Origin of the sequence: Mobilitalea sibirica, from assembly GCF_015999265.1 — a bacterium.
In the GTDB taxonomy this organism is placed as follows: domain Bacteria; phylum Bacillota; class Clostridia; order Lachnospirales; family Lachnospiraceae; genus Mobilitalea; species Mobilitalea sibirica.
In genome coordinates this window covers 61,418-74,683 of the sequence record NZ_JAEAGR010000018.1, presented here as the reverse complement: position 1 = coordinate 74,683, position 13,266 = coordinate 61,418, and the positions used below count along the sequence as shown (strand labels likewise).

Annotated in this window: 11 protein-coding genes; 3 read left to right on the top strand and 8 right to left on the bottom strand. The window is 35.4% G+C overall.

Annotated elements, in window-relative coordinates:
• Positions 1–13: 13 nt before the first annotated feature.
• Together I5677_RS15170 and I5677_RS15165 are read right to left on the bottom strand one after the other, a co-directional pair.
• A complete protein-coding gene (locus I5677_RS15170; RefSeq protein ID WP_197662492.1) occupies positions 14–1,531 on the bottom strand; it encodes a sensor histidine kinase in 1,518 nt (505 codons plus the stop codon).
• A gap of 114 nt (positions 1,532–1,645) precedes the next feature.
• Complete coding sequence (locus I5677_RS15165; RefSeq protein ID WP_197662491.1) at positions 1,646–2,716, bottom strand: substrate-binding domain-containing protein; 1,071 nt, start codon at positions 2,714–2,716, stop codon at positions 1,646–1,648.
• Positions 2,717–2,978: 262 nt separating this feature from the next.
• On the opposite strand from I5677_RS15165, the gene I5677_RS15160 reads away from it, so the two are divergent.
• The 3 genes from I5677_RS15160 (at position 2,979) to I5677_RS15150 (ending at position 5,236) form a co-directional block, all read left to right on the top strand.
• Positions 2,979–3,554 (top strand): N-acetylmuramoyl-L-alanine amidase family protein, encoded by a 576-nt coding sequence (locus I5677_RS15160; protein WP_197662490.1) that lies wholly within the window; start codon positions 2,979–2,981, stop codon positions 3,552–3,554.
• Between the two features lie 284 nt (positions 3,555–3,838).
• Complete coding sequence (locus I5677_RS15155; RefSeq protein ID WP_197662489.1) at positions 3,839–4,120, top strand: CD3324 family protein; 282 nt, start codon at positions 3,839–3,841, stop codon at positions 4,118–4,120.
• A gap of 543 nt (positions 4,121–4,663) precedes the next feature.
• Positions 4,664–5,236: a DUF1062 domain-containing protein gene (locus I5677_RS15150; protein ID WP_197662488.1), complete on the top strand. Its 573-nt coding sequence runs from the start codon at positions 4,664–4,666 to the stop codon at positions 5,234–5,236.
• A gap of 208 nt (positions 5,237–5,444) precedes the next feature.
• Here the strand turns inward: I5677_RS15150 and rlmH are convergent, their stop codons facing one another.
• The 6 genes from rlmH to I5677_RS15120 form a co-directional block, all read right to left on the bottom strand.
• Positions 5,445–5,924, bottom strand: a complete 480-nt coding sequence (rlmH, locus tag I5677_RS15145; protein WP_197662487.1) for a 23S rRNA (pseudouridine(1915)-N(3))-methyltransferase RlmH — start codon at positions 5,922–5,924, stop codon at positions 5,445–5,447.
• Entirely contained in the window at positions 5,896–6,480 is a 585-nt protein-coding gene (locus I5677_RS15140; RefSeq protein ID WP_197662486.1) for a histidine phosphatase family protein, read from the bottom strand. The genes rlmH and I5677_RS15140 overlap by 29 nt, the downstream gene beginning before the upstream one ends.
• Before the next feature lie 527 nt (positions 6,481–7,007).
• Entirely contained in the window at positions 7,008–7,901 is an 894-nt protein-coding gene (locus I5677_RS15135) for a carbohydrate ABC transporter permease (RefSeq protein ID WP_197662485.1), read from the bottom strand.
• 15 nt (positions 7,902–7,916) lie between these two features.
• Positions 7,917–9,545, bottom strand: a complete 1,629-nt coding sequence (locus tag I5677_RS17465) for an ABC transporter permease (protein WP_330617941.1) — start codon at positions 9,543–9,545, stop codon at positions 7,917–7,919.
• Positions 9,546–9,798: 253 nt separating this feature from the next.
• Entirely contained in the window at positions 9,799–11,466 is a 1,668-nt protein-coding gene (locus I5677_RS15125) for an extracellular solute-binding protein (protein WP_197662484.1), read from the bottom strand.
• 173 nt (positions 11,467–11,639) lie between these two features.
• Positions 11,640–13,241 (bottom strand): response regulator transcription factor, encoded by a 1,602-nt coding sequence (locus tag I5677_RS15120; protein ID WP_197662483.1) that lies wholly within the window; start codon positions 13,239–13,241, stop codon positions 11,640–11,642.
• Positions 13,242–13,266: the final 25 nt, after the last annotated feature.

Genomic DNA, 13,266 nt, shown 5'->3' with positions numbered 1-13,266 from the left:
CCCTTCTTAAGCTTTATTCATCCAAGTCACCAGTTTTTGTTCCGTATTTGGGAATATGAATAATTACCTGCGTCCCCATGTTTTGTCCTTCGCTTTTAATCTCAAATACATCTTCTCTATCATAGTAAAGCCTTAAGCGATTAATAACATTACCCAGTCCGATACCATTCGAATCCTTCGTCAGGGTCCGCTCCTTAGGTACGGCCCGTTCCTCGATTTTAAGATGCATGATGCGATCTATCGTTGTTGCATCCATACCGATTCCATTATCTGTAATACTGATATTAATATTGTCCGCATCCTCATATATCTCCATATTGATTATACCTTCGTATTCAATATTTCGGATACCGTAGTTCACTGCATTTTCAACCACCGGTTGCAAAATCATACTGGGTACTACTACATCCAAGAGGCTTTCATCGATGTCTTTGTTAAAATGAATCTCACCGGAAAAACGAACATTTAGAATATAGATATAGCTGTCTACCAATTTTATCTCATCCCTAAGAGTGGAGTCTTGCACAAAGCTTTTCATATTAAATCTAAAAAAGTCTGCCATGTTCTCAATAAATAAACAGGTTTTATCTGCACCCTCCATCATAGCCAGCTGAGCGCCTGCATTCAAGGTGTTAAAAAGAAAATGAGGATTAATCTGTGCTTGTAGATATTTTAGCTGGGCATCCTTTAGATGATTCGTCATCATTAGTTCTTTTTCCTTCATCCTACTCTCTAATTCCATGCTCTCTTTTGTTTTTAAAATATACTGATGAATGCTGACCGTCATTGTGTTGAAGGCCTTAGTCACAATCTCAACTTCATCCGAGGAATCCACCTGTACCAGATCTACTTCAAAATTACCGGCAGCCACTTCATTGGCAGCTTCCGTCAGTTTCATTAACGGTCCTGTTATACTTCTTGTTACCACAATAATCAAAATAACATTAAAAAGCGAAATCACAAGCAAAACCACCGTACTTATAATTTCAAGATAACGTAAGGAGGTTAATAATAGTTCGTAATTATTGGAATTGTATTGAAACAGTTCATTGTTTAAGCTGTTAATATTCGTTTTTATATATTCGTAAAGCGTTGTAGCTTTTTCATAGTTAATCTTAATTCTCTCAATATTTCTGCCTCGATTGGCATCAACGGTTTCATCGATGATAGTCAGATAGGATTCCGATATGTTTTTGATGTTCTTTTGCATAATCATCATATGATTATCTGTGATATCACTGCTTAGTCCAGTTACCATATTCTGGTAAGTCTGTTCACTGCGGTAATAGTTTTCAAGCGCATCGGTGCTTTTCGTTGTAAGATATTCATATACATAATCCTGTACATCTGTTAATGCATCCAACAGCTCATTCAGCTCCACATTACTGACATACACTTCATCAATGGTCTGAATGGAACGATTAATATTGTAATACATAAACATGTTGACAAAGAAAACAACACAGGTTGTAAAGGTAAATATTAGTACCAATCGTAACCGTATTGAGCCTTTCTTCATTTTTGTCTTCATACCAACCCTCACTTATTAAGAGAAGCCATCGTACAAACTATAATAGCTTCATCATAGCCTGATTTTTCTTCATTAATATCTCACTTCAAGTGTAAACAATACCAATATAGTCTCTTACTTGATTACTTCTTTCTCTGATTCAATTTCCTTTATATATCTCTTTACGTTTTCACCATTGATAACACTGATATCAACCGTCAAATAATCACTCACCTGGTTTGTCTCTTTAAACTCCGTTAATGCCTCAACACAGATAGCCCCTAACTGCTTTGCATCAATTGTCATAGTAGAATGTATAATATCTTTTTCTATCGCTTTAAGAATTAAATCTTCTTCATAATAACCTATAATATCGATGTCACCCACCTTGTTATAATCAACGACGGCCTGATATGCATTTTTTGTGTCAACTGCAGAAAGACAAACCAATACATCCGGTGGGTTTTGGGTATCCATGATAATATTTCGTATATCCTCTGCAGGACTAAAGGCACTCTGGGTATTTACTGTAGCCGTTTTAACCTCAACATTTTCATTATCAACCATCTCACGGATGCTGGAATATATGATGTTTTGGCTGGCTTCCATTGCGTCTGAATTAAACAATACCGTAACCTTTTGTTTTCCTGCTCCCAAGACCTCCAAAACCTGTTTTCCATAGATTTGGCCTTGGTTATAACTGTTAATACCAATGAAGCTTTTACGCTTACTAAGGGGTGCATCCTTTAATACGGTAATCACCGGTATCCCTTCTTCATCAGCCATATTAATCAGTTCTATCATATCCTCCTCATCATCCGGCTCGATAATGATACCGTCTACCTTGGCAGCAATCGCCATTAACATTAAATCCTTTAAGGAATATGAAACAGACAGGTTACTGCCGATTTTTTCAACATATACATTCTGTTCTTTTCCCTGATCCAAGGCTCCCTGATAGATAGCTTCCCAAAAAGGAGCATCCGCTTCCTTGGATATGATTGCATAATGATATTGATAGGTTCTATAATCGATTGCTTCCGCAATTCCAATCTTAGAAATACTGTTTTTATAAAAGGTCATACCTATAAATATAATAACGAGTCCGGCAGCAATACTGCTAATGGATGCAAATGCAATAATCCTGTTCTTCTTTATTCGTTTAACCAATCGATCCATGCTGACATTATCCTCTCTTATTAACATTAAATGTTTTACATCCTATACATACAATAAAACAGTGTTTTTGTTAACGTTTCTGTTCTCTGAAGTTACTATATCCTCTTAAGATCAGAAAACACCAAAAGTGATAACATGATATTATCCACCTTATAACGACTTCATTTCTTCTTTATTATAGCATGTACCGGCGACATTTTCTATAGAAGATTAAGGTTATCAGATATGAAGTAACATAAAGAGAGCGTTCGAATAAGATAGTAATAGTAAAATGAAAGGAAGTGTTTCTTTGGCTATTAATATCTTTATAGATCAAGGTCACAATCCAACCGGTTACCACAATACCGGTGCAAGAGGTAATGGGTTAATTGAAGAAAACATCACGTATCAAGTAGGTGTTTTCCTGGCTAATTTATTAGATAATGACCCCCGATTTGATGTTATGTTATCCCGGCCCACACCCACTACAGTACTCGGAACCGATAATTCTACCAGTCTGATTGAAAGAGTCCGTATGGCAAATGCATGGCCAGCTGACTATTTCATCAGCATTCATGCTAATGCCAATGTAAACCCCGCTATTAACGGTGCTGAAGTATATGTTTACGAATACGGAACACAATCCTACTGGCTAGCTCAGCAAGTAATGGAAGGCATACTACAATACACGGATTTAAGAAACAATGGTATCCGTATTAACAAATCTTTTTATGTATTACGAAGAACAACGATGCCCTCCATATTAGTTGAGATGGGGTATCTGACAAATGTACATGATGCAGAAATTCTTAGAAATAACCAATACCAGATTGCTTATGGTATGTATATCGGAATTTTAAATTACTTTGGTTTTTCACCACAATAATAATCATTATGAAAGCACTTGATAAAATCACTCATTGGGCCTAACCAATCCGGTGGGTGATTTCTTATATTTATTGTATTTTGGGAATTATTATTTTCTGGTAAATATGAGATAATTATGGTAAACTATATACAAATCAATCACTTCCTTGTGGAGAGCAACACTGATAGTAAGAAAGGAGCATTTTATGACCAACGTTAAGCATGCATAGCAGAGGCTATTGCATTAAATAATCAATTCAATAGCCTTTGCTCATTCCGGAAATATATTTTAGGAGGAGCAAAATGAGCTATGTAAAGGCAGAATATGTATTACCCCGAGAGATATTAAGATTGGTACAAGAATATGCGGACGGCCAATATCTATATATTCCAAAGAAAGAAGGTACCAGAAAAAACTGGGGTGAGAATACAAGTTATAAAACTCAAATTAAGCAGAGGGATAAAGAGATTTATCGTAACTATATCAATGGATTTACGACAGCAGAATTGGCTGAGGAATATTATTTATCCCAGAAAAGTATCCAACGCATTATTTTAAATGAAAAAAGAAATGCAAACAAGTAAATTAGGGTGCTATGAATTACAGGGTGTTGTAGCTCGAAACTTCTTATTAAGAATGTTCGAGGTTATAGCATCCTTTTCTTTCACCTATAAATCGATTTATTACGCTCCTTTCATATAATTAGCTTCCGTTATTCATTACATATTGTTAATAGAATAAAGATTATGGATTGATTGTCTGACTTATGAATTAATCAGAAAAAAACTTAAGGTGGCGGTACCATCCTATTGATGATATTCTTACAATAGAAATAATTTGGAGGTTATATTATATGACAACACCCGATCCTTACCGGTTTTAATAAAAGTTAATTGGGACAATGATTTCTTGTCCTCAATGTCTACTCAACTCTTCTATTTTACTTTAGTGGATAGGAAGGGTTAATAACTATGAACTTTATAACTTGTAAGAGTCGTTAATAATATGATATATTGGTAATTAGACGCTATAGGGACATTTTTTCGCAGGATTTATTCGAATCAATAACATTTCTTACGTGAATATTATCGTCATATTTTATACGGCTCTTTTAAGGAGCGAAAAATATGAATCACACTATAAAATGGAAGGTAGTCCCCTTAGGCCTGCCTACCGTTATCAAACACTGCTCAAAATGCAATAACAAGACTGAATTTATGAGCAGTAGAACTTTTCGAGTGAATGCCAACCAAAACAAACTGGATGTATGGCTCATCTATCATTGCATTCATTGCAACACCACCTGGAATATGGAAATACTATCACGCGTAATATCTTCTACAATTGACAAAGTTCTTTATCATAAATTCATCCAGAATGACCCGGAACTTGCCGATGAATATGCCTTTGACCATACATTACACTCTAAGAACAAATCCGTCATTTCTTATGATAATCTTCAGTATGATATCATAGGAGAAAATATTAGTCTGCAAAGCATTAAGGGAACTGTTCCACTTGTAATTGAGTGTAACTATCCTTTCGATATCCGTATTGATAAAATCCTTAGTCAAAAGTTAGGTGTCTCAAGGGAAGTTGTGAAAAGAATGGTTAAAAATAAGAAAATAACAAGTGATGAATCAAAGAATATTGGGAAAGAAAAAGTAAAACAAAGCTTAAATATTAACCTTGCACTTTAATTACTTATAACTGCATATTTTCAAATGGTATCCTAGACAAAAACAGTGATTGACATTTATTCTAAACAAGATGAACTGGCAGCCGCTTCACTTGTCAATTTATAATGCCGACTGATTATTTCTTATTTGGATTTATTATACTCCTTACAGAAAAACATCAGCCGGCATTCGTTTATATATAATATTAATATACTTCATATTTTATTTGTTATTTATGATAGGGTTGATTCGTGTTTATTCGGTAGGCACGATAGATCTGTTCTAGCAAAATTACTCTCATTAGTTGATGGGGAAAGGTCATTTTAGAAAAACTAAGCTTATAATCAGCTCTTTTTAAAACCTCATCCGAAAGCCCTAGAGAACCTCCGATTACAAAGCTGATATGGCTGGAACCTGTTATCCCGAGATGATTTAACTTATCCGCCAGTTCCTCAAAAGTAAGCATACTCCCATCAATGGCAAGTGCAATGCAAAAGGAATCCTCTTTCAAGAATTTTAAGATACGTTCTCCTTCTTTCTTCTTAATGATATTCTCCATGGCTTCGCTTGCATTGTCAGGTGTCTTTTCGTCCGGTAGTTCAATGATATCCAGATTACAATACCTTCCTAACCTTTTTGAATACTCCAAAGCACCTTGAACCAAGTATTTTTCTTTTAACTTACCCACACAAATCAGTGAGATTCTCATCTTCTAACTCATCCCTTACCGCTTCTCTAACATACTCATATAATACGCCGTTCTTAATAACTTTTAGTTTATCTCCGTAAAAACCTCTTTTTCGGAGTTCTTTTTGAAAATTGTAAATCATAAATCCATGGAAAACGATTAGAATATTATCTTTCGACCAATCAATTCGGTCTAAGAATTTATTAATTCTCTGCTTTGTTCCTTTAATACTTTCCGGTTGTCTCCTGGATCTGAACAACCATGCAATTCTTCCACAGATATGCCATAACTCAAAAGGTAATTTAATTGGTCCTGTATGTATAAATGGTGCGATATCTACTTCCCTTAAAAGCTTGTCGACTTTCAAGGTGCCATCATATACTTCTTTCGCCGTAGTAATGGCTCTGGGCATATCACTGACATAACAGACATCCCATTTAATACCATACATCTCAACTTTTTTCTTTATCACTTTCGAGACTTCATACTTTTGGGACCATTCTATGAATTCTTTCGAGGTCATCATCCTCTTATGTGGACAGTTAACTTTAAAATGTCTAAGTAATCCAATACGCATTATTAACCTTCTCCTGTATCTTATTCAAATACGCCTAAGCATATTTGTCGGCTCGTAAATAACCCGAACCGAATTTTATCTCAAAAAGTGTAAAACATCACACTTTCCAATATCACATAACGGATAAACAAACTATTATTTATTCTATATGTTCTTACCCTATATTTCAAGTAAAAGATTGTAATTATTCCTACTATTATTAACCATTTAAACAATACTACTTTTCTATGTCAACATTGATACGGACAGTTAGTATTGCCTGTAGAAAGCGTCGAAAACCTTAACGGTATATGTCTCTGTAGATACGAATACATGAAAACGCCACCATGGGTACGGTATACCGGATATGTTTTTCGTCATCGATACAGGCAATAGCAGGTGTTCCATTTCAGGCTGACATATTGTTTTTAATGTCAGCATTGAAACAGACAGATGTTATTTCCTGTAGGAAGCGTCGAAAACACATATCGGTATACCATCGCCCATGGTAGCGTTCAAAGTAACCTATCTAATAACGGTAATCAGCCCTACTCTTTTACGCCACCGATCGTTAATCCGGTTACAAAGTATCTTTGTAGGAACGGATACAGACACACAATCGGTAATGCGGTTAAAATAGCTGAGGCCGAACGTATGGAAACCGGAGTCACCGCGTTCGTAGCATTTTTCATCGTACTTGCACTACCCTGCTGCTGTGAAACTGAGGATAAAAGCTTTTGCAACTCAAATTGCATTGTTGTCAGATGTGGACTATTAATATTATATAGCATAGAATCAAACCAGGAATTCCATTGATGCACTGCTATAAATAGCGCAACCGTTGCCAAAACCGGTTTACATAGTGGAAGGATAATCCGGAAGAATATCTTAATATGTCCTGCGCCATCCACCTGTGCAGATTCCACAAAGCTGTCAGGAAGCCCGTTCATAAAGGTTCGAATCACAATCATATTAAAAGCACTAACAGCACCCGGCACAATATATACCCAGAAAGAGTTGGTAAGATTTAGGTCCTGGAATAATAGTAATACGGGTACTAAACCACCATTCACATACATGGTTAATACATAAAATAAAGATACCTGTTTCTTGAAAAGGAATTCTTTTCTTGATAAGATGTAAGCTAGCATTGCAGTAACAAACATATGCAGTACAGTTGCTATCACTGTTCTCAAAACTGAGATTCTAACAGCAGTCGCTAAATTATCCCTTTTAATAACAGTGTAAAAATTCTCAAGAGTAAACTTTCTGGGAAGTAGATAGATACCTCCCTTTAAAGCATCCATACCCTCGTTTAATGAAACGGCTAAGGTATTCAGAATAGGATACAAGGTCGCTACACAAAACGCTGTTAATAAAATTGTATTTACTATGGTAAATATAATATCTGCTATACTTTTCTTCTTTTTTCTTTTAAACATGCTTTCTCCCTCCCCTTAGAATAATCTCTCTTGACCTGCAGCCTTCGAAGCCCGGTTGGCGAGGAAAATCAATAAAATACTTACTACACTCTTGAATATACCTGCAGCGGTACCAAGGGAGAAATCAACTCCTGCACCGAAGGAATAATTAAGAACATAGATATCAATAACATCAGACATTCTTTTCGTCAGACTGGTTCCCAGTAAGTATTGTGCTTCAAAACCTGAATTCATAATCATACCAAGATTAATAATTAATAGTACAAAAATTGTCGGTTTAATACCCGGTAAGGTGATATGCCACATTTTTTTAAACCTGCCCGCTCCGTCAATGGAAGCTGCTTCATAAAGGTCAGGATTTATCGAGGTTATAGATGCCAGATAAATAATACTATTCCATCCGGTCTCCTTCCAAACAACTGCAAACCCTATAATCCACCAGAAATATTTTGGATCAGCGAAGAAATTAATCGCCGAATCAATCATGTTAGATTTTATCATTAGTTCATTAATAATTCCTGTTTCCATAGACAATACATCTCTAACAATTCCGGCAACGATTATCCATGATAGGAAATGGGGTAGATAAGAAACCGTCTGAACAAATTTCTTACCTTTTACAAAGCGTACTTCGTTTAATAGTAAAGCAAAGCCTATAGCAAAAACGAAGCTAAATATCAAGTTGATTAAACTCATAGCAACCGTATTTCGGAATACATCGAAAAATTCTCTACTAGAAAATATGAATTTAAATTTATCCCAAGCAACCCACATCTGTTGATCCGCGGCCGGTCTGAATTTTTGAAATGCCATCGTCCATCCTGCTAAAGGATAATAATTAAAAATAAATGCATACAAAATAAAAGGGATGGCTAGAATGATTAATTGCTTCTGTCTGACAACCATTCTCCAAGTCACAAATCCTGCTACTTGTTCATGGTAGGAAGCAATGGTAGCCAGCAACCAGATAAATATACTTATAAATATTATTATAAAAAATGCCGGTCCCCAGTTGTTTGAGTAGAACTCCTTTACCTGTAACGCCCCAATACTGATAGCGTTGGAACTAATTAATCCCAATAAAGATAACAATAAGGTGGCTATGGATAATTTTCTTATCATTCCATAATTTTTTGACCCCTTAGTTATCAGCATATAGATACCACCAATAACTAGAAGGACAATCGTGCTAATCATGCTAAAGATCACAAGAACCGAATCAATTAAATCCTGTTCCAAATACTTGATAATGGAGGCAGACAACTTTATCGTACCAAAGAATGAATACTCAGATTCATTAAAATTATCCAGTTTTTCTAATTGAGCTACCTTGTTATTGATTTCAGATGTTATAACATCAACTATGTAATATTGCTCTTCGTTTAAATCCTTGACAATTGCTTCGAATTCTTTATCTTTTAATATATTCCTAGCAATATTAGTAACAAGGGATTTCTTCATACCTTCTTCTTTGGCAACCCGATCAATAATATGGCTTCGTAATGCCGCTTGTTCCAGATCCAAAACATTATTTCCGTTTATGGGTTCTCTTTCCGGAAGTTTAAGATAAGGAAGAAATATATTAAAGATAGCTGTAAAGCAAAAAATTGCTATGATAATATAATATGGTTTGCGCTTTTTCATTTAAGTGCCTCCAGTCTCATTACTATTCACTTAACTTTTCATAATAAAATATATTGTAAATATGTAAAGCCATATACTTATCCGTCATATACTTTCAGCCTAAATGCAATACATATATTATGTTCGTCTTAATAATAGGGTGCCTTAAATGGATAATCGGAAGAACATCCTTCCGGATACCATCATTAAGACACCCTTATGAATTTCAGTTGATATTCTAAAATAGCCCTATCAAGGTTTTACCTATAAATAATTATTCACCACGCGCAACTGCTGCTCTTCTTCTGATTTCAGCAGTTAATGCATCAAGATAAGCATCTACATCTACTTCTTCTTTATAGATAGCCTGATATTCATCCCAAATTGCATCAAATTCATCAGCAGGAGCCATCATTGCCTTAGGCAACCACTCATGCTTAAGATCTGTAATCTTAGTCTTAGCTAAACCTTCCGGTGTATCGTTGGTCCATGCGTTGGTCGCTGACCACATCGGATACCAAGGTTCATTCTTTTCATCAGAGCTTAAGAAATCTAAGAAGGTCTTGTAACCATAACCATCAAGAAGTTGTTTCTCTACATCATATAAGGTTTCATAAAATTCGTTCGGTTGATTCTTAGGATCTTGAGCATTGATACCGTCAGCTAGCATGCCTTCATAATGAGGGAAATAATCATATTTGCAAAGGTTATCGGTTGCCCAATCCTGATTGTCATAATTTGCTCTTTGCTCAGGAGTCTTATAGAATACGCCGTCTTCGCCAACTTCGTAATCTACGCCTTCTTCACCCCAATATCTTAAGGTCATAATTTCAGGAGAAAGAAGATCATTCACAAACTGTAATGCACCTTCAATATCCTTACAGCTCTTTGTTATACTTAAACCGTTGGATACATCAAGAGCGGGAGAGCTGTGCCATCTGTCCTTAATGTTCTCATTAAAGGTAATCGGCAACGGAACATAGGTCTTTCCAACCTTACCTTCGGAAACCAAAGCTTCATTTGCAGTGTTGAAGTTCCATCTCTGATCCAAGGTACCTAAAACTCTACCGGTGGATAATAATGCAATATATTGATCATAGGACATGGTATAGGTCTCAGGATGTACTAAACCATCATTCCACGCCTGGCTCATTCTCTTATAATAATCCTTAGCTTCCGGTAATGTATTGTAGTCAATTGCTGTCTCTGTCTCAGGATCTACGATACAAGCACCGTCATTCGGATATCCAAGTAAGAACAACGGAGGATTCTCAACACCAAAGTATCTCCAGTCCTCTGTACTCATGGAGAAACCTACGGTTTCCTGTCCATCTTCTGTTGTCGGATGAGCCTCAAGATATCTTGCGATCAAATCAAAGTACTGATCCATAGTTCTAATCTGAGGGAAATTATCCCATATTAAGACATCCTTCTGAATCCAGAATGCCATATCCCAATGATATGTAGCCATATCTTTACCCTGGATAATACCAAATTGAGGCATCAGGTAGATATGTCCATCTTCATGTCTTACCTTATTCCAGTCTTCTTCTGATAAGTAATTCTTGATATTAGGATAATCATCCCAATACTCATCAATTGCAATTAATGCACCTGCATCAATCAAAGCAGGAGTTCCGGTAGCACCGGTGATAAAATCCGGATAGTCGCCGCCAGCAATCATAACACCGATTCTTTCATCTGCTGTTTGTCCGGTTAACCAGGTCATCTTAGCCCAAGCACCGGTTTTTTCTTTGATTACATTCAACATTCTGTTATCATCCGGAATTTCGGTTCCCGGTACAGCATTAAACATAGTAAACATTTTTGCTTCTTTCTTATCGTTGCCGGCTTCTTTCTCTTCCTTTTTACAGCCTACAGCAAGGACAGCAACCATTGAGATTACCAATGTAACGGCAATCAAGGTTTTGAATTTCTTCATGATGTTTCCTCCCTATACGTTTTTACTATTCCTCCATCATGCAACAAAATAGCCACATTGCACAATATTAGCTAAATAGCTAAAAATATTCTATCATTATTGCACAAATTCATCAACATACAAAGTATGAATAAAACATAAAAAATTATATAAAAAGTATTAATTTATACCAATTACTTTGTAAGAAATTTTTTACGGTATTGAAGAGGAGTAATACCTTTTATTTGGACAAATTTACTGATAAAGTAATCTGTGTTATTAAAACCGACTGCGGCTGCAACCAAATATATTTTTTCGTCCGAACGAATTAAAACTTCAGCAGCCCGATCAATACGATATTTGTTCAAATAATCCTTAAAAGAAATACCGTATTGTTTTTTGAATATCTGGCCAAGATAAGCACTGTTTATATAATATTTCTCACTCAAGGATTTTAAGCTGAGATTATCCATGTAGTGTTCCGTTATCTCTCTTTCCACATCGGCTAGTACACCTCCAAATGCATGCTGTCTAAGCAAACTTAAATAATTGGAGAACTCGTGGGCAAATTCCTTAAAATGTTTCACACTACCTCTTACTGCTATCTGATTGTATCCTCCCTGACTGATTATTTTATATAATTCCTCCTGGTCAAAATCGGGGTCCAACTCTTTAGCCAGGTTGATAAGATTAAATAAAAGATAATCCAAATTAATCTTAATAAAATCCGGTTCTGTAACCAGTTCCTTAAAATGTTCATAAATAATATCAATTCTTTGGTTAATCGAATCAATATCATTTTCTTCCATAGCTCGTATTAAATCATCCAACAACTCTTTATCTACCGAATGTTTTATTGAAGGGTTTACCAAACCTTCAATCTCATCATAATAAGCTATATCTTTTTCTTTAGAAAAACGTTGAAATGTTTTAGCAATCGTGGCAGATTTATATGACTCTGTTATCTGTTCAATCGTATCAACCTTTTGACCAATATAAAAAATCACTTTATAAGACAAGATTTTTTTTAGAGACTTATATAATTTATAGATATATTCTTTTTCAGTGGCTTCTGACTCTTCTGCCAATTTCTTCACATAGATAAAGCCGACACTATACCCGGAATCACTTCCACCTGTTTCCATATATGCATGGTACCAATAATCTCCTAGATAGTCCTTTAATGAATTATACAGCAACCGCTGAGCTAGGAGCTTATTTTCTTGTGACAGAAGTCTGTACTCTTCTTCAGTGGGATCATATTCCAAATTTATATATCTAACATTAATAATGTCAGCTAGATACTGCTCTACATAGGTAATTGCCGAATTATCATAAACTCCGGTAATCAATCCTGACAGATATCGGTCAAAGACAAACTTTTCAGAAAATTCAAGTTTCTTCTGATGCTCAACCTGTCTAAAATATTGCACTTTATAATCCTCCAGTACCCTTATTAGTTCATCCTTTTGCACTGGTTTTAATACATAATCAACAACATCGTACTTTATCGCCTTTTTTGCATATTCAAATTCATAGAACCCACTTAGAATGATAAATCGTATATTTTTTGATATATTTTCACATGTATAAGTAATTAATTCGATTCCATTCATTTGTGGCATCTTTATATCGGTTATAATGAGATCATACTCGTTAATTTTCATTAACGAAAGGGCTTCTTCTCCGTTTGAAGCTTCACCGCATACCGAAAATCCATACTGCTCCCAGTTTATAAGTATTTTTAAACCCTGCCGGATAAATGGCTCATCATCTACTATCATTACTTTAATCACTTGCTTTATCCCCCTTTAAATATCT

Bases quoted from the DNA above. Each gene is read 5' to 3' on its own strand.
- I5677_RS15170 (WP_197662492.1), bottom strand. From the start codon at position 1,531: ATGAAGACAAAAATGAAGAAAGGCTCAATACGGTTACGATTGGTACTA.
- I5677_RS15140 (WP_197662486.1), bottom strand. From the start codon at position 6,480: ATGCGTATTGGATTACTTAGACATTTTAAAGTTAACTGTCCACATAAG.
- I5677_RS15135 (WP_197662485.1), bottom strand. From the start codon at position 7,901: ATGTTTAAAAGAAAAAAGAAGAAAAGTATAGCAGATATTATATTTACC.
- I5677_RS15125 (WP_197662484.1), bottom strand. From the start codon at position 11,466: ATGAAGAAATTCAAAACCTTGATTGCCGTTACATTGGTAATCTCAATG.
- rlmH (WP_197662487.1), bottom strand. From the start codon at position 5,924: ATGAGAATCTCACTGATTTGTGTGGGTAAGTTAAAAGAAAAATACTTG.
- I5677_RS15150 (WP_197662488.1), top strand. From the start codon at position 4,664: ATGAATCACACTATAAAATGGAAGGTAGTCCCCTTAGGCCTGCCTACC.
- I5677_RS15155 (WP_197662489.1), top strand. From the start codon at position 3,839: ATGAGCTATGTAAAGGCAGAATATGTATTACCCCGAGAGATATTAAGA.
- I5677_RS15165 (WP_197662491.1), bottom strand. From the start codon at position 2,716: ATGTTAATAAGAGAGGATAATGTCAGCATGGATCGATTGGTTAAACGA.
- I5677_RS17465 (WP_330617941.1), bottom strand. From the start codon at position 9,545: ATGAAAAAGCGCAAACCATATTATATTATCATAGCAATTTTTTGCTTT.